This is a genomic window from Sphingomonas sp. ID0503, assembly GCF_048565625.1.
GTDB lineage: Bacteria > Pseudomonadota > Alphaproteobacteria > Sphingomonadales > Sphingomonadaceae > JBLZUR01.
Genome location: NZ_JBLZUR010000002.1, coordinates 451,223 through 470,971 on the forward strand (window position 1 = coordinate 451,223; position 19,749 = coordinate 470,971).

Below are 19,749 nucleotides of genomic sequence, written 5' to 3' on the forward strand. Positions count from 1 at the left end.
GATGGTCGGTATCTCTTTGCATCGTCTAGTCTTTGCGTTCCCCAGGCGATCACTACCGCCTTCGGGTGTCGATAGCATTGACTTGGATTGATCGGCGGCATGGTCCGCCAGCGGACCGACCGGCTTCGGGAGACGAGCGGAGCGTTTCGCAGATCGGCTCGTTCAGCGTGCCCGCAGCGGTGGCGTTTCGCCGCGACTGGCTAAGGCGATCCGATGGCCGATATCCTCGTTGTAGAGGACGAGATCGCGATAGCGATGACGTTGGAGGCGTTGCTGGAGGATGAGGGCCATCAGGTCCGTGTCGCCGAGCAGGGGCGGGCCGGACTGGCCGCGATCGCAGTACGGGTGCCGGCGCTGGTGCTGACTGACACCAACATGCCGGAGATGACGGGCCCCGAAATGGTTTCCGCCATGCTCGACGAAGGGCAGCGGGCCATCCCGGTGATCGTCATGAGCGCCATGCCCGAAGAGCAGGTTAGGCCGGCCTATCGCCGCTGTGATGCCTTCATCGCCAAGCCGTTCCGCCTCCACCAGCTTGCAGCCATGATCCGGCACATCCTGGCCGAGGCGGAGCCGCGTTAGTCAGCGCCGCGAGCCAAGGTTCTGATCGCGATGCAGATAGTCCGCGTTGAAGTCGCTGGCCTGCATCAGCCCCGGCGCGTCCAGAATGGTCAGCACGCGGTCGCTGAGCGTGATCAGCTGCTCGCGGCGCAGCCGTTGCAGCACGCGGTTGACCGTGACCGGCGTCAGCCCGACCGTGTCGCCCAATTCGGTCTGGGTCAGCGGCAGGTCCAGCCGGCGGTCGGCGGCGAGGCCCACGGCGCGCATGCGCAGCCACATCTCGCATAGGAGATGCGCGACGCGCGCATAAGGGTCCCTCCGGCCGATGTTCACCAGCCACTCGCGCAGCGTCGCCTCGTCCACCAGCGTCGACCAGGTGAGGGCGCGGGCGATGCGGGGGTGCTCGTCGATGAGGCCGATCATCGTATCCGCCTCGATCAGTCCGATCGTCGCATCGCTCAAGAGGCTGAGCGCATGGTCCATGCGCTTCAGCACGAACACATGGATGTCGCATAGGTCGCCGGGGATCAGATAGCCGACGATCTGCCGCCGCCCGTCCGGCAGCGCCTTGTGGCGAAAGGCCCAGCCTTCGATCAGCAGGTGGACTTGGCTCGGTTGCTCCTCCTCGTCGATCAGCATGTCGCCGGCGCGCCGCGTTACGGTGGTCATCGGCAAGCTGCCGAGCACCTGGCGATCCTTGTCGCCAAGCGGCGTCAGCCCCTCCAGCTTGCGGACCAGCGGATTCGTCATGACGCTTCCCTTCGGGCGCCGGCGGGACGCTTATAGGCGTATAGCCTCGATCCGGTCCGCCCGGTGGTATTTCTTCCGCATCGCGCGCTCGACCTCGGACGTGCGCGATGTGGGTCGCGCTTGACGCTCCTGCCCGATGCAGGAGCACAGACTTTGACCGACCAGTCCGCCACGGCCAATCATCTGCTGCGCAGCATGGAGCCCGACGACTTCGCCCGCCTCGCACCTGCATTGACGCGCCGGCGTTTCGAGACAGGTGCGATGATCTTCCGCGCGGACGAGGAGCCCGCCGCAGTGCTCTTTCCCGTGACCTGCGTCGGCTCGCTGGTCGCGATCTCACCCGAGGGTCATCGGGTCGAAAGCGGCATCTTCGGATGTGACGGATTTGCGCCCGTCGGCTTGGTGATGGGCGCGCCGATGAGCCCGTATCACTGCATGATCCAGATCGCCGGGGAGGGCTGGAGCTTGCCGCCCACCGCTCTGAGCGAGGCTGTCGCCGAGAGCGGCTCGTTGCGCGACCTGCTCCTGCGCTACGCCTATGCGCTGTCCATCCAGACGACCTACACGGCGCTCTCCAATTCGGTTCACCCGGTGGACGAGCGGCTCGCGCGGTGGCTGCTCATGTGCCACGACCGAGTCGACGGGAACGAGCTTGTCCTCACCCACGAGTTCCTGTCGCTGTGCTGGCGGTCCGGCGGCCGAGCGTGACCACGGCTCTCCATGTCCTTGAAGGCAACCGCTTCATCCGTAGCGAACGGCGCTGCATCACCATCCGCGACCGCGCCGGCCTGGAGGAGTTCGCGGGCGACGCTTATGGCCGGCCCGAGCGGGAATACAGGCGCCTGTTGGGTGATTTCGCCTGAAGGCGCGGCATCATGCCCCCCGGTCAGATCTTCGGAACAGCCTTCAGATTGATGGTCAGCTGAATGCTCAGCGCGTGGTCCATCTGTGAGCGTCCGCCGTGGCGGCCAGGCCGGTACTGGTTGAGGTAGCCGATGTCGGCGCTCACCTCGCGGCTCACGGGAAGCACAAGTCCGACGATGTTGCGCATGCGGTCGTAGCCGCGGGCCTGCCCCCATTTGGTCCGATTGGGCATGATGAAGCTTTCGTGGCTGATGAACAACGCCAGCCGGCGATCCGCGCTGAGCGGGTGATTGTAGCGAACGAGCGGGCGAATGCGGAAACCGATCTCATCTCCTTCCGGATGGAAGCGCTCGTCCACCCGGAAGCGGGTCGTGAACCTGCCGCGCGATATGATCACCTGCTGGCGCAAACGATGCTCGTCCCGGGCGGTATTGCCGTTGTGCATGCCGACATAGCGATACCCTGCGCCGAACTCGACGCCCGGAGCGACACGGTAGCCGAACAGAGCTCCGACCTCGCTCTGGTAGAGACCACCCTGCCGGTCACCGAAGCGAGCGATCTGCTCCAACGTGACGCGGAAATCCTTTGCGAGCGGCACATTCGTGTTTGCCTGAAACCAGAACTGCTCGTCCTGTCGCTGCGCCAGCGCCGGCATTGCGGTGAAAAGAACGATGCCGAGAAGAGGGACCCGGCTCAGGCTTCGATAGGTGGCGCTCTGCATCACGCGCCCCGTAATGTCCCGCAACGCGATATGCAAAGGTCGCTCCGATGTCATGATGGTCCGATCTTCACGGGGTGCTGTTCTCGATCCGTCGAAGGCAGCGCCTACTGCCCGTCCACTTCACGATCGAGTTCGCGGAACCGCGCGAGGAGCGTTCGGGCGAGCACGGGGTTGGTCGAGCGAACGAGCAGCTCGTCGTTGAGCAGTCGCGAGTTGCGGTTGAAGTTGAGGCTGCCGAAGAACGTGACCCATCGATCGTCGTTCTCGATGATGAAGAACTTGTCATGCATCGGCAGCTTGTCGCGGTGCCGATAGCGGCGGATCGAGACGCCGGCATTGCGGAGGCGGTCCACCGCCCTCTGCGGCACGCGCCGTTCCGTGTCGTGGACGATGAGGTCGACCGTCGCGCCGCGCTCGACCGCGTCTTCAAGCGTACCGACCGCATCACCCTTCAGGTGCGAGATTGCCGCATAAAGATGGTCGCCCTCGCCGAGGTGGTCGAGAGCGCTCTCGACGATGTCGGTGTGGATGCGGGGATAGAAGTAGAGCTGCGTGTCGCCAGCCCGCACGATCCGGTTGTTCTCCGCGCTGAACCGTCCGACCGACCCTCCATTCTTCGCCAATGCCCCGACATGACGCACCAGCGCATCGACCAGCCCGGGACTGACAACCTCGACAAGCATATTGTGGCCCCGGTCCTGGTCGCCGATCTCGCGGATCGTTGCCGCATCGTCGTCGCCTGCGCCACCCGAAGGGTTGAAGGAGCCGACCAGCGCCACCGGCTTGGGCCAGGAGAACGCGTAGATCTTCGCGTGTAGCTTCCCGCTCGTCAGGTTTAGCGGGAATCCATATGCGGAGCGGATCGTCAGTCCACCTCTCAGCCCATCCTTCTTCAACATCGAGATGACGGCGTCGTTCGCCGCTTCAAACCTGGGATCGCCTTCGACAATCAGGCGGACCCTCACGCCGCGCCGGCTTGCCGCGATCAGTGCGCGGGCGAGTTCCGGATCGAGGAAATAGTAGGTCGCCCAGTCTATCGACTGACCCGCCGGCATCGCCCGCACTCTTTGCAGGAGAAGGTTGCGCAGCGCGCCCGCCGGCCTGTCCGGTCCTCCGAAATAGACGCGTCCCAGCGTTGGCTCATGGAGGTCGGAGGTCACGTCCTCCACGTCGTCCGCGCGCCATGCCAGCGCGGCGACAAGACCGACGATCAGAAGTGCGGGAACGATGATCGCCGCCAGGAGGCGCCGCGCTTTTGGAGAGAGCCGCATACGTGCTTGCTGATATCCTTCGACGCTGTCGCTGAGACCGGTCAACCGATCGGCCCTCTGCTCCTTTGACCGCACGGAGGCGGATGTATAGCAGCGCGTCACGAAAGTGTCATAATCAGTGAGGCAGTCACCGCGTGATCCGGCAGATCGCCGCTCTCCCTTATCGTATCGAAGGCTCCACCATCGATGCGGCCGTGCGCGTGCTGCTCGTCACCTCGCGGGAGAGCCGGCGTTGGGTGATCCCCAAGGGCAACCTCGTCCCCGATCTGGCCGACCATGCCGCCGCCGCGCTGGAGGCGGAGGAGGAAGCGGGTGTGCGCGGCCTCGTCTGCCCGACCGCGATCGGATCCTATCGCTATCGCAAGCGCCGCCGGAACGGGGCGTCGTTGATGATCGACGTCGACGTCTATCCACTCGCGGTCAGCAGCGAACTGCCGGCCTGGAAGGAACAGGGGCAGCGCGATCGCCGCTGGTTCACGCTCTCCGAGGCAGCCGACGCGGTGGAGGAGCACGATCTTCGCGAGCTCATGCGGTCCTTCAGCCCGGCGGCATTCCGGGCGGCGACACAGCGAACGGCGTTCCTCACCGCCGTCGCACAGAAATCCAGGATGAGTCAGATGTTTGCTTGGTTCCAGAGACTCCTGCCGAAGACGGGCAACTTCTTCGACATGTTCGAAGCCCATATCGTCACCGTCACGGCGGCGGCGGACGCGCTGGCGCGCCTCCTGCAGGACGGCAATCGCGACCACATCCGTGAGGTCATCGAACGCGAGAACGACGCCGACGAGATCACGCGCGAGGTCCTGCGCACCGTGCGGGAGACCTTCCTCACACCCTTCGATCGCAGCACGATCACCAGCCTCATCGGATCGATGGACGATGCGATCGATGAAATGCAGGCGACCGTGCAGGCCGTCGATCTCTACGAACTCATGCAGTTCGAGCCGGAAATGCGCGACATGGGCGCGATCATCGTCGATGCGGCGCGGCTGACGGCGGAGGCGATGCCGCTCCTGCGGGACGTGGCCTGTAACGGGAAGCGCCTCCACGAACTCACCGAGCGGCTGGTGCGGATCGAGAGTCACGCCGATGAAATCCATCGCGCTGGCGTGAAGCGCGCCTACAAGGAACAGGGTGCCACCGACACCCTCGGCTTCATCGTCGCGCGGGAGGTCTATAAGCACCTCGAACGCATCGTCGACGCGTTCGAGGATGTCGCGAACGAGATCGACGGCATCGTGATCGATCATGCCTGAGGCCGATTGCCGTGGTGCATGAACTGGCGCTGCCCGCGCTGATCGGCCTGATCGCCGTCGCGCTCGCCTTCGACTTCCTGAACGGCCTTCACGATGCCGCGAACTCGATCGCCACCGTCGTTGCGACGCGATTGCTGCGGCCGGTCCATGCCGTCGCCTTCGCCGCCTTCTTCAACTTCGCGGCTTATTTCCTGACGCTCGCCTTCCCCAGTCTGCACAAGGTGGCCGATACGATCGGGCGCGGCCTGATCGAGCAGGACCTCGTCACGCCCGCCGTGGTGTTCGGGGCGCTGATCGGCGCGATGTTCTGGAACGTGGTCACCTGGGCCAAGGGTATCCCATCCTCGTCCAGCCACGCGCTGGTCGGCGGGATGATCGGCTCCGGCGTCGCCCATGCCGGGCTGACCGGCATTCAGTGGTCGGGGCTGAACAAGACGCTGATCGCCATCGTGCTGTCGCCGACCATCGGCATGTTCCTGGCCATGCTGCTGATGCTGGTGACCAGCTGGCTGTTCCGCTCGGCATCGAACCGTGTGGCGGAGCGCAGCTTCCGCGCCCTCCACCTCCTTTCCTCGGGCGCTTACTCCCTCAGCCACGGCCTGAACGACGCGCAGAAGACGATGGGGATCATCACCGTCCTGCTGTATTCGACGGGCTACCTCCGCGGCGGGTTCGAGGTGCCGCACTGGGTGGCGATCAGCTGCTATGTCGCCATCGCGCTCGGCACCATGACCGGCGGGTGGAAGATCATCGAGACCATGGGGTCGCGGATCACCAAGCTGTCCCAGCACCAGGGGTTCAGCGCGTCGCTCGGCGGTTCGGTCGTGCTGTTCGGTGCCTCGCTCATCGGGGTGCCCGTCTCCACCACCCACACCATCACCGGGGCGGTGATCGGCGCGGGCACCGCGCGGCGTGCGTCCGCCGTCCGCTGGGGCGTGGCGACAAACGTCGTCACCGCCTGGATCATCACCATCCCCGCCTCGGCGGCCGTAGGTGCCTTGTTCTACGGAATAACCACCTTGTTCTGATCCACCCGGGCGAGGCACCTTCTGGATTGGTAACCTGGGTGAGCGGGTGTATTCTGGGCGGCGATGCGCCGAGGTATGACGATCACCGCCGCACTGCTCCTTGCCGTGCCGAGCACCGCGTGGTCGGCCGAGCCTGCCGTTGCGCCGGTGACGAGGCCCGTCCTCTCGATTGCCGAGGTCGATGACAAGCTGGAGATCGGCGGCGAGCGCATCGATGCGCGGACTGTCCGCACCCGGATGACGGTCGATGTACACGTCAACGGCCGCGGTCCCTTCCGCTTCATCGTGGACAGCGGTGCCGACACGTCGGTGATCGGCACGCGCGTCGCCGGCGAGCTGCAACTGCCGGCCGGCACGTCGATCGTCCTGAACGCGACGACGGGAAGCAGTTCCGTGAACCGCGTTCGCGTCGCCACGCTCCGGCTCGGCTCCAGCGAGTTCGAGGACCTGCAACTGCCGGTTCTCGACACCGTGCACCTGGGTGCCGATGGCCTCATCGGCATCGACGCATTGCGCGGACAGCGCCTCATGCTCGACTTCGAGGCTCAGCAGATCAGGGTGGAGGACGCCAGCGAGCCGATACGCCCATCCGACGGTGAGATCGTGGTCACCGCGCATCGACGTCGGGGCCAGCTGATCCTCACCACCGCCCGCATTGCCGGTCAGCCTGTGCAGGCCATCATCGACACCGGCTCCGAGGTGACGATCGGCAACCTGCCGCTGCGGGACCGGTTTGCCCATCGTGGTTGGGTGAAGCTTCCACCCGTCGTCGTGTCCGGCGCGACCGGCGCGAAGGTCGCCTTGGAGACGGATCAGGTGAAAGACCTCCGGCTCGGCCCCGTGCTCCTGGAGAACGTTCCCGTCGCCTTTGCGCAAGTGCCGCCCTTCCTAGCGTTCGGACTGGACGATGAGCCGGCCTTGCTGATCGGTACCGACCTGATGAGCTCCTTCCGGCGCGTGTCGCTCGACTTCCGCCATCGCAAAATCCGCTTCCAGCTCCGCCGCTGTTCACCGCAGAACGTCGCGATCCCCGGCTCGGATCTTCCACTCTCGCGTCTGTCGGCAGCGCCAGGGGCACCGCGCACGTGCGACGGCGGATGAGAACCGCGAGCCGCCACGGCTGATCGACCTTCAGAATAGTCGAAGGAACGGGCCGGTTTCTTTTCGTCGGCATGACATGCTTTGTGGGGGCCGGGTGGTGGAATTCAGTCCCGGCATCTCGTGGATCGAGTTGACGGGCGATCATACGCGAATCCTATGCGGACACGCCCTGCTCCGTCTCGTATTCCACCGTTCATGTCCGCCATCTGAGCGACCGTGATTGATCCCGCATGCCCCTCGCGTGCGGGCAGCGGGAGCTTGATATGCAGGACATCCTCTGGGTCGGCCTGGTCCTCGGTCTGACGGCCGCCAGTCTCGGCTACGCCGCCCTATGCGGCCGCGCCTGAGAAGCGCGCTGCCATGACGTTCGACCTCTGTCTCGCCGGCGTCACGGCGCTCGGCCTCCTCCTCTATCTGGTCGCGGTGCTCGCCCGGCCGGAATGCTTCTAGGAAGGGCATTCCATGACCTTGCAGGGATGGACCTTGATCCTCGTCTTCGTCGGCATCTTGCTGGCGCTGACCAAGCCGGTCGGCCTCTGGCTCGACGCCCTCTACGAGGGTCGCCGCACCCCGCTCCACGCCATCATCGGCCCGGTCGAGCGCGGGTTCTACAAGCTCGCCGGGATCGATCCGGAGGAGGAGCAGAGCTGGCGGCGCTACGCCGTCCACATGCTGATCTTCAACGTCGCGCTCCTGCTCCTGACCTATGCGGTGCTGCGGCTACAGGCGGGGCTCCCGCTCAACCCTTTGGACTATGCCGGCCTGAGCGAGCATCTGTCGTTCAACACGGCGATCAGCTTCGCCACCGACACCAACTGGCAGAGCTACGGCGGTGAATCGACCCTGTCGTATCTCAGCCAGATGCTGGGCCTGACCATCCACAACTTCTTGTCGGCCGCAACCGGCATCGCGCTGGCCTTCGCTTTCTTCCGCGGCTTCGCGCGGCGGAGCGCGGCCGGGCTCGGCAACTTCTGGGCGGATGTGACGCGGGTGACGCTCTACCTGCTGCTGCCGCTCTGCATCGTCTACGCCATCTTCCTCATCGCCAGCGGGGTGCCGCAGACGCTCGCGGCGTCGGTGGATGTCAATACCCTGGAAGGCCCCAAGCAGACCCTCGCCCTTGGCCCGGTTGCGAGCCAGGAAGCGATCAAGATGCTCGGCACCAATGGCGGCGGCTTCTTCAACGCCAATTCGGCGCATCCGTTCGAGAATCCGACGGCGCTGACCAACTTCGTTCAGATGCTTTCCATCTTCGTGATCGGCTTCGGCCTGACGTGGTGCTTCGGCAAGGCCGTCGGCAACACCCGTCAGGGCTGGGCGATACTGGCGGCCATGTCGGTTCTGTTCTTCCTGGGCGTGGCCGTCACCTACTGGCAGGAGGCGGCGGGCAATCCGGTCCTCCACAACCTCGGTGTTGCCGGCGGCAACATGGAGGGGAAGGAGGTCCGCTTCGGCATCGCCGCCTCCTCCCTTTTCGCCACAGTCACCACCGCCGCATCCTGCGGCGCGGTCAACGCGATGCACGACAGCTTCACGGCTTTGGGCGGCATGATCCCCCTGTTCAACATCCAGCTGGGAGAGGTCGTGATCGGCGGCGTGGGTGCGGGCATCTATGGCTACCTCCTCTTCGCGATCCTCGCCGTGTTCGTCGCCGGGCTGATGGTCGGGCGCACGCCGGAATATGTCGGCAAGAAGATCGAGGCGCGAGAGGTGAAGCTTGCCGTCCTGGCGATCGCCGTCCTGCCGCTGACGATCCTCGGCTTCACCGCTATCGCGTCGGTGCTGGACGCAGGCCTCGCCGGCCCGCTCAACAAGGGGCCGCACGGCTTTTCGGAGATCCTCTACGCCTTCACCAGCGCGGTCGGGAACAACGGCTCGGCCTTCGCCGGGCTCACCGCGAACACGCCCTTCTACAACGGGATGCTCGGCATCGCGATGTGGGTCGGGCGGTTCTTCATCATCATCCCGATGCTGGCGATCGCGGGGAGCCTGGCCGCGAAGAAGTACACTCCGGAGACGGCGGGTTCCTTCCCGACCACCGGCCCGCTGTGGACCGGTCTGCTCGTCGGCATCGTGCTGATCGTCGGCGGCCTCACCTTCCTGCCCAGCCTCGCGCTCGGCCCCATCGCCGATCATCTCGCGATGATTCGCGGCCAGCTCTTCTGATCGGAGCACAATCGATGGCACGCACAGCGTCCAAGTCGCTCTTCACCGCTGACCTGATCGTACCGGCGATCGGCGATGCCTTCCGCAAGCTCGATCCCCGTCAACTGATCCGCAACCCGGTGATGTTCACCACGGCGATCGTCGCTTTGCTCCTCACCATCCTACTCGTCGCCGGACAGGATGGGTTATCAACCAGCTTCAAGCTCCAGCTCGTCATTTGGCTCTGGTTGACGGTTCTGTTCGGCACCTTCGCGGAGGCGCTGGCGGAGGGTCGCGGCGAGGCGCAGGCCGCCTCGCTCCGCAACACCAAGGCGGAGCTGAAGGCCAAGCGGCTTCTTGGTGTCGGCGACACCTTCGAAGTGGTGCCGGCCGGGCAACTCCGGCGCGACGAAGTCGTGCTGGTCGAAACCGGCGACCTGATCCCTGCAGACGGCGAGGTCGTGTCCGGCGTGGCATCGGTCAACGAGGCGGCGATCACCGGGGAAAGCGCTCCCGTGATCCGGGAGGCGGGAGGCGACCGGTCGGCGGTCACCGCCGGCACCCGTGTGATTTCCGATGCCATCCGCGTGCGCGTAACCGTCAACCCCGGTCAGGGCTTCCTCGACCGCATGATCGCGCTGGTGGAAGGGGCCGAGCGGCAGAAGACGCCGAACGAGATCGCGCTGACCCTGCTGCTGGTCGGGCTCACTATCATCTTCCTGATCGCGGTCAGCACCATCCCGGCTTTCGCCAGCTATGCGGGGGGTTCGATCCCCGTCGCGATCCTCGCGGCTTTGCTCATCACCCTCATCCCGACGACCATTGCCGCGCTTCTCTCCGCGATCGGCATCGCGGGCATGGACCGGCTGGTGCGCTTCAACGTGCTGGCGAAGTCCGGCCGCGCGGTCGAGGCGGCGGGCGACATCGACGTGCTCCTCCTCGACAAGACCGGCACCATCACCGTCGGCGATCGGCAGGCGACCGAATTTCGTCCGGTCGGCGGCGCGACGCCGGACATGCTGGCGGAGGCGGCACTCCTCGCCAGCCTCGCGGACGAAACGCCCGAGGGACGCTCGATCGTCCTCCTCGCCCGCGATAAATTCGGCCAGACGGCCGCTGCCTTGCCGGATGGCGCGAAGGTCATTCCCTTTACCGCCCAGACCCGCATCTCCGGGGTGAAGATCGGCGGCTCGATCATCCAGAAAGGCGCGGTCGACTCGGTTCTCCGCGCCAAGCCAGGCCTCAGCGATCAGCCCGCGGCGCAGGAACTCCGCTGCATCACTGACGAGATCGCACGCGCCGCCGGCACGCCGCTCGCCGTCGCCAGGGCCGGGCGGCTGCTCGGCGCGATCTTCCTCAAGGACATCGTCAAGGCGGGCATTCGGGAGCGGTTCGGCGAACTGCGCACGATGGGCATCCGCACAGTGATGATCACCGGCGACAATCCGCTGACCGCCGCCTCAATCGCCGCCGAGGCAGGAGTCGACGACTTCCTCGCCCAGGCGACCCCGGAGGACAAGCTCGCGCTGATCCGCAAGGAACAGGAGGGCGGCCGCCTCGTCGCGATGTGCGGCGACGGCACCAACGACGCGCCGGCGCTGGCCCAGGCGGATGTCGGCGTTGCGATGAACACCGGCACGCAGGCGGCGCGAGAGGCGGGCAATATGGTCGATCTCGACAGCGACCCGACCAAGCTGATCGAGGTCGTCGGACTCGGCAAGCAGCTGCTGCTGACACGCGGCGCGCTCACCACCTTCTCCGTCGCGAACGATGTCGCCAAGTATTTCGCGATCATCCCGGCGATGTTCGTGGTGCTCTACCCCGGCCTCGGCGTGCTCAACGTCATGGGCCTCGCCACGCCGGAAAGCGCGATCCTGTCGGCGATCATCTTCAACGCGCTGATCATCCCGCTTCTCGTGCCGCTGGCGTTAAAGGGCGTCGCCTACCGCCCGATCGGCGCCGGGCCGCTCCTTGCGCGCAACCTCGCCATCTACGGCCTTGGCGGCCTCCTCTCCCCATTCATCGGTATCAAGCTGATCGACCTGCTGGTCAGTGGCATCGGCCTCGCCTGAAGGAACGCGACATGGGCAACGACTTCATCACCGCGCTGCGTCCGGCACTCGTCCTGACCATCCTCTTCGCCGCCTTGCTCGGCATCGGCTATCCGCTGGCGATGACCGGCGTCGGGCAGGCGCTCTTCCCCGTGCAGGCGAACGGCAGCCTGATCGAGGACCGCGGCCGGGTCGTCGGCTCGGCACTGATCGGCCAGAACTTCACCGCGCCGCGCTACTTCACCGGCCGGCCCTCGCCGGCGGGAAAGGGCTATGACGGCATGGCCTCCTCCGGATCGAACCTTGGCCCGACCAGTCAGGCGCTCGCGGATCGGGTGGAGGGCGACGTCGCAAAGCTGGGCGGCGGACAGGTTCCGGTGGATCTGGTCACCGCCTCCGGCTCCGGCCTCGACCCGCATATCTCCCCTGAGGCGGCGTATCTTCAGGTGAACCGGGTCGCCGCCGCGCGATTGCCGACCGCTTTTCCTCGGAGCAGGTTTCCTGTCCCCGGCTCGGTAGGCGCTTGCCAACTCTCACTCGTTTCCAGCTTAATCGTGCCCTGAACTGCCCGCGGAGCACCGTCGTGCGTGTCAGATCTGACTGCACGTGAAAGACACCATCCAGCACTAGAACTGAGACCTATTGCGGTTGAGCTGATGGCGGGATGGTGACTCAAGGTGGCAGTGAGGTGTCGACATGGATGCCCGAACCTCGGTCGGCGCGCTTGGCGATCCGCGCAACGCCTCAACGGGGGGGCAGACTGGCTGCGAGACCACAGCCTGTTTAGATGCTCGGCGCGGAGGCTGGCCGCGATAGCGCATTGATCCTGGACACGAGCGCGTGCCGCTCGCCTCTTGCAAGCCGATGCACTCGTCCCATCCACCATCCGAGTGGATGGCACAACTGAATCATGCCTCAGCAGGCGACTAAGGCACGCGATAGCGAGAAGATCACCATCAATTTATGCGGGGCATCGTCCTGTCGGACGAAGTCATCGACCTACAAGCTGGCACTGCTCAGGGCCGTGGCTCGCATCGCCGAATATGCCCCGGCCGTGGCGACGCCAGCGCCCGGCGGCCGCGATGCGGTCGAGGTGCCGCTCGGCCTAGTCGCGCTGAACTGGCTGAGGATGTACCTGCCCTAGTGGGCGAAGCTCCCGCAGATGCCGGGCAACATCGGCACGGAGCCATTGGGGTTCGCCAAGGACGGCTTCGAAGCGCTGCTGGCCTCAAGCACCGCACCCATCGAGCTGCGGGTCGGCGCTTCGTTCGCTGGCGGGCAGGCCCGAGCCGTCACCTCCGCCCTCTCCCGGGCAGCTCATGCTATCGCCAAGATGCCGGCGACCTTCACCCGCTATTCAAACAGCGACTCGCAGGTGTTCGGCGTGGCCCGCGGGCGCCGGGTCGGCGCGCTCGCAACCGTGCTCGACATCGCGACGCTGCGCGGCTGGGGCCTGATTGAGGTGCCGGGCCACCTGTGGCGGGCCATGTTCCGCTTCGGTTCTTGGATCGAACCGATGCTGGTGGCCGAATGGTCCCGCCTTACGCGCACCTATGCCGACCGCATGAAGCTGTGACACGCTTGCGGCTCTTGCTTCTCCTTTCATCAACCGACCGTTCGTTCACAATCGGTCGAATGCTTGCTAGCGAGCATGCCCCCTACCAATCTCGGGTGGGGAATTTGGACATGCTTGCATGCGGCGGCGATAAGGAGGCGGTATGAGCGAAGTGGCGACGGATCATGAAGTGGCAACAATCGAAGCGGTCATCGTCTCATATCTTACCGCTTTCAATCGCGGCGATGCGGCAGCGGTGGTGGCGAACTATGCCGATGACGGTGTGCTGATCGCGCCCGTGGGGCCGGCCGTGGAAGGAAAGGCGGTGCTTGCCAACCTCTACCTCGGTCTTTTCGAGGCTGTCAGCTTCGACATGAAGTACGAGATCAAGGAAGTCGTGCAAACCAGCGCGGATTGGGCCTTCGTTCGGAGCGCTACGGAGGGCACGGAGACGATCAAGGCGACTGGCGATGTGCTGCCGGCGCGTTATCAGGAGTTGTTCCTGCTCCACAGGTCCGCGACCGCGGCGTGGCAGATCGCTCGCTACTGCACCTCCAAGATCGTCGAGTCCTGAACAAGTGCAACCCGCTGGCCTGACGCGCGCCAGACGGCGACTACTCTTGCAACTCAGTTTGATGGAGGACGTCGGTTCACCGCTTCTCCGGTTCATCAAGCGCTCTCCCGCCGCGCCAGTTTTGGCTTAAGCTGAAAGCATCATCGAAGACGTGAGCGGGAGGCGGCGGGGGCGTACGAACAGCGAAGTTGGGCAGACCTTGCGCGCAGCGGAGCCCTCGGCATTGAGGCCAAGCTCCTCCGCCGCGCGTCTGATCGTCTTGGTGAGCAGCAGGCCGCCCGCGCGTTGGGCCGGCGTCGTCTCCCGATTGCTGTCGGACGCGAGCGACAGGTGGCCGCGCAGGTCGGGACTGACGATCCGGCGCGCTTGCAGGTTTCCATCGGCGACGTCCTGCAGGATGCTCGATCGGGGCAGGATGGTGAAGCACGCACCGGTGAGCGCGAGAGACCGCAAAGCCGCGTAGGAGTCGGATTCGAACGTGACCGACAGGCACTTGCCCCGGCGATCGGCCGCCTCTTCCAGGATCTTGCGCCAAGATGTGGCGCGACAAGGTGCAGCCAGCGGGTAGTCGAAAATGCTGTCGAACAACACCTCGGAGGAACCTTCTCCCTCCGGGAACTGGCCGACTAGGTAGTAATCCTCGGCGAAGAGGGGCTGGAGGGACATGCCGACGTCGTCGGGCAAGTTGAAGAGCACAGCGAAGTCCAGTTTGCCCGTCTGCAGCCATTCGTAAAGCGCGGCGGTACTGGCATCCAGCACATACACGCTGACGTCGGGCAGTTCCGTTTTGAAGGCCTCGTAGATGTACGGCGTCATCAATCCCGGCATGGTCGACGGCATGCCGAACGAGATCGACCCGGTCGGCTTCGTCTTGGATCGCTTCAAGGAAAGGATCGCATCGCTGTGATAGCGCAGCAGCTTGACCGCGCGCTCATAAAGCAACTGGCCCTGCTCGGTCAGTTCGATGCCACGATTGCTGCGGTGGACAAGGATCACCCCCAGCTCCACCTCTAGGTTCGACAAGTGCACGCTGAGCGCAGGCTGCGCCACATGCATCCTCTCGGCCGCCTTCATGAGGCTTCCTGCCTCTGCCATCGCCACGAAGTAGCGCAGGTGCTTCAGGTCCATGACATCCTCCCGCCGTTTCGTGGAACGGCATCAAACCGGGGCTCATACCCTGGATCGGAAGCTAGTTTACCGAGTGATCAGCGGCGGGCAATCCGCCAAATCGCAGCAGATGCGTCTCCGTTGCCCGTATCCGCTCCTCGATCGTCATAGGATGACGTTATCGCGGGCAGGCGGAGTTTTTATTTCCACTCTGACGCGCTGGGTACCAGCCTGGATCACGAGGACTATCGGGGGAGAGTTCGCGCAAATCGAAGCGCGGCGATCCGTCGCAGCCCGACAGTTCAAGTCACACACAGAGCGGGTGCACCCCGCCGATCCTGGGAGAGTAGTGACCATGTCCTTCCGCGTCTTGAAGACTGCGATGCTTTGTGCCACGGCAGCGCAGGCGATCGGTTCAAATTCGGCCTCAGCGCAGGCCCTCTCTCCCGACATGCCCGCAACGACCGCGCCCACTACCGCCCCAACGGCGTCCGGATCTGCGGCGCAGACCTCACCGGCCGGGACGGCCGGGCTCACGGGAGCAGGCGGCACGTCTCCCGCATCGGTCGAGGAGGGCTTGGGCGAGATCGTCGTCACTGCGAACCGCCGGAGCGAGAACCTGCAGAAGGTGCCGGTGACGGTTGCGGCAGTAACGTCGGAGCAGCTTCAATCGCGCGGGATCGTCAACGCCGCCGATCTGGGCGGCTCGATGCCGAACGTCCGCGTGAACTCGCCGTTCGCCAGCACTCAGCCGAACTTCACCATTCGCGGCATCGGGGTCGCCAACGAGTTCAACTCGAACGCCCAGTCGCCGATCGGCGTGTACTTCGACGAGGTCTATCAGGGTTTCCGGCCGAGCCATGGTGCCGCGTTGTTCGATCTCGAACGCATCGAGGTGCTGAAGGGGCCGCAAGGCACGCTTTACGGTCGCAACACCACCGGCGGCGCGATCAACCTGATCAGCCGTCGTCCGGAACTCAACGGCAGCAACGGCTTCGTCACCGCCGGTCTCGGCAATTACGACTCGTATCTCGTCCAGGGGGCGGTCGAGACAACGCTGGTCGAAGACAAGCTGGGTATCCGCGCCGCCGTCACGCGTAGCAAGCGCGACGGGTTCATCAAGAACGCGGGCCCGGAGAACGGCTATCCGGGCGTCGTCGGCAACAAGGATTTCCAGTCCGAGGATTCAGTCGCCGGGCGCCTGACCATCCGCGCCAAGCCGACCGACACGCTGGACATCACCGTCCGCGGCTACTTCGCCTACAACGACCCGATTGGCTCTGGCGGCGTCCCATACCTGCTCGGCCCCGGCCAGACCGATCCGCTCGGCTTCAGCCGCGCCAATCTGGGCCGCCGTGAGGTAATCGAGCCGAACCAGGGCAAGTTCATCACCAAGGCTCGTGGCGTGCAGGCCAAGATCGACTGGGAGGTCGGCGATGTTACGATAACCTCCGTCAGCGGCTATGACACGGGAGACTACGACTTCTCGTTCGACTTCGACGGCACGCCGAACTCGATCGGCGAGTACCGTGACAGCCGCTCACACTTCTACGGACTGAACCAGGATGTTCACCTAACCTATGACGGTGATAAGCTGGACATCATCGCAGGGCTCTACGCTGGAAAGCAACAGGTCCGCACCTTCCAGGATCTACTTTACTTCGGCTTTCTGAACGACTCGGCCGGACCCAACCAGTTCAACCCGGGTGGCACGTTCTTCAGCGGTCCCGGCGCGCCCCCCGCGACGGGCGTCAGCACCACGCTCGGCTTCAAGCAACGTCAGACTTCGCTGGCCGCCTATCTGGAGGCCAAGCTGGACGTCACTGACCGTTTTCACGTCACTCTCGGCGGTCGCGTGACGCGCGACAAGGTCAGCTTCTTCGACTCCTACTCCCTGCTGCGCGACAGCAGCTTTAACGACGTGATCTATGCCTATACCACGTTCCAGCCCACGAACGGGCTGCCGATCCTCACCGGGGCGGTGTTGCCGGAGCTGAAGCAGAAGGCGACCAAACCCACCGGCCGCCTGATCCTAGCCTACGACGTGTCGGACACGGCGATGATCTATGCCAGTGCCAGCCGCGGCTACCGCTCTGGCTCGTTCAACGGGCAGTCGGTTGTCCTCGCCCCGAATGCGGTCGGCCCCGAATACGTCAACGCTTTCGAAGCCGGCTTCAAGTCGCGCTTCGCCGGTAACCGGGTGCAGCTGAACGGTGCGATCTTCTACAACAAGTACAAGGGCCAGCAGGTGCAGGAGGTTGCGAATGGCGCCGCCTTCATCCGCTCGCTGGATGGCCGGCTCTACGGTGCCGAGCTGGAACTCACCGCGCAGCTGATGGACAATCTGCGCATCACGGCTGCCGGTGGCTATCTCAACACCAAATATGATGGCGGTCAGTTCCTGGCGCCGGGCGATCCCCGTCAGATGGACCCGCGCGGTATCGAGATCGGCGGCAACCGCTTCCCGTTCGCGCCGAAGTGGACCGCCTCGGTTGCGCCTGAGTGGACGGCAATCCGGTTCGACGACGACAAGCGGGTTGTCCTGTCCGGCGAATACCAGTTCCAGTCCAAGCAGGAATACGACTTCTTCAACGATCGACAGGCGGTCGGCCCGCTTGCGCAGGGGCAGAAGGCCTATTCTCTGGTGAACGGGCGCATATCGTTCCGCACCGAGCGGTTCGACGTCTCCGGGTACATGAAGAACATCTTTAACAAGTACTACAATGTGTTCGGCATCAACACGGAAAGCTTCTTCGGAAACTTCTTCGTGCCGGGCCCACCGCGGACCTTCGGCCTCGAAGCTACGGTGCGCTTCTGAGCGATCGGGCGGAAGCCAAGCCTCGCCTTTCACCGTTTGCACGTTGGAAGACGAGCGGCTTTCGCCTATCAAGGCGCAATCTTGGGGAGGCATAATGTCGATTGATCCGCTGTTCTCGCCGGTGATGCTCGGCACGCTTGAACTCCCGAACCGCATTGTCATGGCGCCGCTCACCCGCGCGCGCGCAACCGAGGCGCATGTGCCGACCGCGCTGATGGCGCGCTACTATGCGCAGCGCGCCGACTGCGGATTGATCGTGTCGGAGGCAACGGCCGTCGATCCGCTCGGCATGGGCTGGTTCCGCGCACCCGGCATCTGGACAGCGGAGATGGTGGATGGATGGCGCCTCGTCACCGACGCGGTTCACGCGGCGGGCGGTCGCATCTTCGCACAGCTTTGGCATATGGGCCGCCTCGTCCTGCCCGACTACATCGGCGGCGAATTGCCGATCGGTCCGTCGCCGATCGCCGGAGAGGGCGAGACCTTCGCCCCGCGTCCCGCAGGCGACACCAGCCTCTTCCTGCCGATGAAGCCCTATGTGGTGCCTCGCCAGATGAACGAAGAGGATATCGCCCGCGTCGTGGCTTCCTACGGCTCCGGTGCCGACAACGCTCTTGCGGCAGGATTCGACGGCGTCGAAATTCACGGGGCGAATGGTTACATCATCGATCAATTCCTGCAGTCCAAGACCAACCAGCGGACCGACGCCTATGGCGGCAGCCTGGCGAACCGCATCCGCCTGCTGCGCGAAATCCTGGAGGTGGTGACCAGCCGTGTTGCACCGGGCCGCGTCGGCCTGAGGATCAGCCCCACCAGCGCGCGCAAGGGCATGGGTGACGAGGATCCGGGCGCGCTTGCCGAGATGATCGGGGAGGTCGCCGCCGACAGCGGCATTGCGTACGTCCACCTAATCGAGCCGATCGCGTCCGGCTTCGTCGACAAGCCGGAGCATCCGGTGATGACCCGCCTGCGTACTAAATTCACGGGCGCCATCATCCAGAACGGCAGCTTTGACGGCGACACTGCGGCGGAGTTCATCGCGAACGGCCAAGCGGACGCGATCTCCTTCGGTCGCCCCTATATCGCTAATCCGGACTTGGTCGATCGCATCCGCACCGGCGTGCCGTTTGCACCCGCGAATTTCGATTACGCCTATGTCGGCGAAGAGCGCGGCTATACCGACTATCCTCTCTCCTAGGGGGTGAGAGCAACGCCTCATCCCCGCAGCATCGTGCGCTGCGACGATCCCGGCCGCGATACCGTACCAGCAGAGAGCGCCAGCTGCGCGGCCGAAGGGCGAACCTGGTATTGCCAGTTTCATCATTTCTCAGGCCACAGGCGGCAAGCAGTCGCCCGCCGGCCTGGCTTTTGATTTGGCAAGCTCACGAAGGGCACATCTCAGGCCTGTTCGACTCTTGGTCAGAGCACCTAGAGCCGCTGCCACGGCGCTTGTAGCTGTCAGCTCGCGTCCCTAACGAAAGTCGGCTTGTCGTGATCGAGATCGGAAAGCTGCCATTCCGGTTTCCAGCAGACGTGACGTCTACCCTCGTCGCAGTCGTCCAAAGTGAGCAGCAAAACCCGCCCGCGTCATCTCGGAGCAGAGTCAAGGCTAGCTTCGAGCGTCGTTGTCCATGAACGCAGGCTTATCGACGGCGCATGAGCCACGCCATTCTTAGCGGAGATAGCATCGCGTCGGCTTAGTGATGGGGTCAGGGCTCACGCTTGGCGAGTTGGAAGCGTAGAGCAGACCTACAAGCTGCATCATTGCGCTTACCCGGTGCTTGCCGGTCGCCGCAGCGCAGCGGCAGAACTCTCGTAAGTCTTCGAAAAGGTGGTGGACGCACTTGGGCTCGAACCAAGGACCCGCTGATTAAGAGCTGCAATCAGAGGGTCCTAGCGTGTCCACATGGGTCCAAAAACGGCGGAAATCTGCGATTCATAGTCCGC

Annotated in this window: 19 protein-coding genes; 15 read left to right on the plus strand and 4 right to left on the minus strand. The window is 64.7% G+C overall.

Going from position 1 to position 19,749, the window contains the following annotated elements:
- The first annotated feature begins 213 nt into the window (after positions 1 to 213).
- The gene (locus ACM608_RS03200; protein WP_419681832.1) at positions 214 to 582 is read left to right on the plus strand and encodes a response regulator; all 369 of its coding nucleotides are present in this window, start codon (positions 214 to 216) and stop codon (positions 580 to 582) included.
- Here the strand turns inward: ACM608_RS03200 and ACM608_RS03205 are convergent, their stop codons facing one another.
- Positions 583 to 1,311 carry a Crp/Fnr family transcriptional regulator gene (locus tag ACM608_RS03205; protein WP_419681834.1) on the minus strand — a complete coding sequence of 243 codons (729 nt, stop codon included), beginning with the start codon at positions 1,309 to 1,311 and terminating at the stop codon, positions 583 to 585.
- 153 nt (positions 1,312 to 1,464) lie between these two features.
- Here ACM608_RS03205 and ACM608_RS03210 point away from each other — a divergent pair, with 153 nt between their 5' ends.
- Both ACM608_RS03210 and ACM608_RS03215 read left to right on the plus strand, forming a co-directional pair.
- On the plus strand, positions 1,465 to 2,019 hold the full coding sequence (locus ACM608_RS03210; RefSeq protein ID WP_419681835.1) for a Crp/Fnr family transcriptional regulator: 555 nt from the start codon (positions 1,465 to 1,467) through the stop codon (positions 2,017 to 2,019).
- Positions 2,016 to 2,174 (plus strand): hypothetical protein, encoded by a 159-nt coding sequence (locus ACM608_RS03215; protein WP_419681837.1) that lies wholly within the window; start codon positions 2,016 to 2,018, stop codon positions 2,172 to 2,174. Before ACM608_RS03210 ends, ACM608_RS03215 begins: the two co-directional genes overlap by 4 nt.
- Before the next feature lie 23 nt (positions 2,175 to 2,197).
- Here the strand turns inward: ACM608_RS03215 and ACM608_RS03220 are convergent, their stop codons facing one another.
- Together ACM608_RS03220 and ACM608_RS03225 are read right to left on the minus strand one after the other, a co-directional pair.
- The gene (locus tag ACM608_RS03220) at positions 2,198 to 2,896 is read right to left on the minus strand and encodes a DUF2490 domain-containing protein (protein ID WP_419681838.1); all 699 of its coding nucleotides are present in this window, start codon (positions 2,894 to 2,896) and stop codon (positions 2,198 to 2,200) included.
- Between the two features lie 104 nt (positions 2,897 to 3,000).
- On the minus strand, positions 3,001 to 4,167 hold the full coding sequence (locus ACM608_RS03225; RefSeq protein WP_419681840.1) for a phospholipase D-like domain-containing protein: 1,167 nt from the start codon (positions 4,165 to 4,167) through the stop codon (positions 3,001 to 3,003).
- A gap of 137 nt (positions 4,168 to 4,304) precedes the next feature.
- On the opposite strand from ACM608_RS03225, the gene ACM608_RS03230 reads away from it, so the two are divergent.
- The 10 genes from ACM608_RS03230 to ACM608_RS03275 all read left to right on the plus strand — a co-directional run bounded on the left by ACM608_RS03230 (position 4,305) and on the right by ACM608_RS03275 (position 13,877).
- A complete protein-coding gene (locus tag ACM608_RS03230) occupies positions 4,305 to 5,423 on the plus strand; it encodes a DUF47 family protein (protein WP_419685071.1) in 1,119 nt (372 codons plus the stop codon).
- A gap of 14 nt (positions 5,424 to 5,437) precedes the next feature.
- Positions 5,438 to 6,451, plus strand: coding sequence for an anion permease (locus ACM608_RS03235; protein WP_419685072.1), 1,014 nt, complete (start codon positions 5,438 to 5,440; stop codon positions 6,449 to 6,451).
- A gap of 75 nt (positions 6,452 to 6,526) precedes the next feature.
- Positions 6,527 to 7,552, plus strand: coding sequence for an aspartyl protease family protein (locus tag ACM608_RS03240; protein WP_419681842.1), 1,026 nt, complete (start codon positions 6,527 to 6,529; stop codon positions 7,550 to 7,552).
- A 360-nt stretch (positions 7,553 to 7,912) separates the two neighbouring features.
- Entirely contained in the window at positions 7,913 to 8,002 is a 90-nt protein-coding gene (locus ACM608_RS03245) for a potassium-transporting ATPase subunit F (RefSeq protein ID WP_419681843.1), read from the plus strand.
- 12 nt (positions 8,003 to 8,014) lie between these two features.
- Positions 8,015 to 9,718 carry a potassium-transporting ATPase subunit KdpA gene (kdpA, locus tag ACM608_RS03250; RefSeq protein ID WP_419681845.1) on the plus strand — a complete coding sequence of 568 codons (1,704 nt, stop codon included), beginning with the start codon at positions 8,015 to 8,017 and terminating at the stop codon, positions 9,716 to 9,718.
- Between the two features lie 14 nt (positions 9,719 to 9,732).
- Positions 9,733 to 11,769 (plus strand): potassium-transporting ATPase subunit KdpB, encoded by a 2,037-nt coding sequence (gene kdpB / locus ACM608_RS03255; protein ID WP_419681847.1) that lies wholly within the window; start codon positions 9,733 to 9,735, stop codon positions 11,767 to 11,769.
- Between the two features lie 11 nt (positions 11,770 to 11,780).
- Positions 11,781 to 12,311 (plus strand): potassium-transporting ATPase subunit KdpC, encoded by a 531-nt coding sequence (gene kdpC, locus ACM608_RS03260; RefSeq protein WP_419681849.1) that lies wholly within the window; start codon positions 11,781 to 11,783, stop codon positions 12,309 to 12,311.
- Positions 12,312 to 12,658: 347 nt separating this feature from the next.
- Complete coding sequence (locus ACM608_RS03265; protein WP_419681850.1) at positions 12,659 to 12,892, plus strand: hypothetical protein; 234 nt, start codon at positions 12,659 to 12,661, stop codon at positions 12,890 to 12,892.
- An 18-nt stretch (positions 12,893 to 12,910) separates the two neighbouring features.
- Positions 12,911 to 13,324 carry a hypothetical protein gene (locus tag ACM608_RS03270; protein WP_419681851.1) on the plus strand — a complete coding sequence of 138 codons (414 nt, stop codon included), beginning with the start codon at positions 12,911 to 12,913 and terminating at the stop codon, positions 13,322 to 13,324.
- Between the two features lie 142 nt (positions 13,325 to 13,466).
- Complete coding sequence (locus ACM608_RS03275; protein WP_419681853.1) at positions 13,467 to 13,877, plus strand: YybH family protein; 411 nt, start codon at positions 13,467 to 13,469, stop codon at positions 13,875 to 13,877.
- Between the two features lie 126 nt (positions 13,878 to 14,003).
- Here the strand turns inward: ACM608_RS03275 and ACM608_RS03280 are convergent, their stop codons facing one another.
- Entirely contained in the window at positions 14,004 to 15,005 is a 1,002-nt protein-coding gene (locus ACM608_RS03280) for a LysR family transcriptional regulator (protein ID WP_419681855.1), read from the minus strand.
- 334 nt (positions 15,006 to 15,339) lie between these two features.
- Between ACM608_RS03280 and ACM608_RS03285 the strand changes: the two genes are divergently transcribed.
- Positions 15,340 to 17,802: a TonB-dependent receptor gene (locus ACM608_RS03285; protein WP_419685074.1), complete on the plus strand. Its 2,463-nt coding sequence runs from the start codon at positions 15,340 to 15,342 to the stop codon at positions 17,800 to 17,802.
- 94 nt (positions 17,803 to 17,896) lie between these two features.
- The gene (locus ACM608_RS03290; RefSeq protein WP_419681857.1) at positions 17,897 to 19,000 is read left to right on the plus strand and encodes an alkene reductase; all 1,104 of its coding nucleotides are present in this window, start codon (positions 17,897 to 17,899) and stop codon (positions 18,998 to 19,000) included.
- The last annotated feature ends 749 nt before the right edge of the window (positions 19,001 to 19,749 follow it).

Excerpts from the sequence above, each read along its gene's own strand:
- kdpA (WP_419681845.1), top strand. The coding sequence starts at position 8,015 with ATGACCTTGCAGGGATGGACCTTGATCCTCGTCTTCGTCGGCATCTTG.
- kdpC (WP_419681849.1), top strand. The coding sequence starts at position 11,781 with ATGGGCAACGACTTCATCACCGCGCTGCGTCCGGCACTCGTCCTGACC.
- ACM608_RS03205 (WP_419681834.1), bottom strand. The coding sequence starts at position 1,311 with ATGACGAATCCGCTGGTCCGCAAGCTGGAGGGGCTGACGCCGCTTGGC.
- ACM608_RS03225 (WP_419681840.1), bottom strand. The coding sequence starts at position 4,167 with ATGCGGCTCTCTCCAAAAGCGCGGCGCCTCCTGGCGGCGATCATCGTT.
- ACM608_RS03220 (WP_419681838.1), bottom strand. The coding sequence starts at position 2,896 with ATGCAGAGCGCCACCTATCGAAGCCTGAGCCGGGTCCCTCTTCTCGGC.
- ACM608_RS03285 (WP_419685074.1), top strand. The coding sequence starts at position 15,340 with ATGTCCTTCCGCGTCTTGAAGACTGCGATGCTTTGTGCCACGGCAGCG.
- ACM608_RS03275 (WP_419681853.1), top strand. The coding sequence starts at position 13,467 with ATGAGCGAAGTGGCGACGGATCATGAAGTGGCAACAATCGAAGCGGTC.
- ACM608_RS03240 (WP_419681842.1), top strand. The coding sequence starts at position 6,527 with ATGACGATCACCGCCGCACTGCTCCTTGCCGTGCCGAGCACCGCGTGG.
- ACM608_RS03265 (WP_419681850.1), top strand. The coding sequence starts at position 12,659 with ATGCCTCAGCAGGCGACTAAGGCACGCGATAGCGAGAAGATCACCATC.
- ACM608_RS03245 (WP_419681843.1), top strand. The coding sequence starts at position 7,913 with ATGACGTTCGACCTCTGTCTCGCCGGCGTCACGGCGCTCGGCCTCCTC.
- kdpB (WP_419681847.1), top strand. The coding sequence starts at position 9,733 with ATGGCACGCACAGCGTCCAAGTCGCTCTTCACCGCTGACCTGATCGTA.
- ACM608_RS03290 (WP_419681857.1), top strand. The coding sequence starts at position 17,897 with ATGTCGATTGATCCGCTGTTCTCGCCGGTGATGCTCGGCACGCTTGAA.
- ACM608_RS03270 (WP_419681851.1), top strand. The coding sequence starts at position 12,911 with ATGCCGGGCAACATCGGCACGGAGCCATTGGGGTTCGCCAAGGACGGC.
- ACM608_RS03280 (WP_419681855.1), bottom strand. The coding sequence starts at position 15,005 with ATGGACCTGAAGCACCTGCGCTACTTCGTGGCGATGGCAGAGGCAGGA.
- ACM608_RS03200 (WP_419681832.1), top strand. The coding sequence starts at position 214 with ATGGCCGATATCCTCGTTGTAGAGGACGAGATCGCGATAGCGATGACG.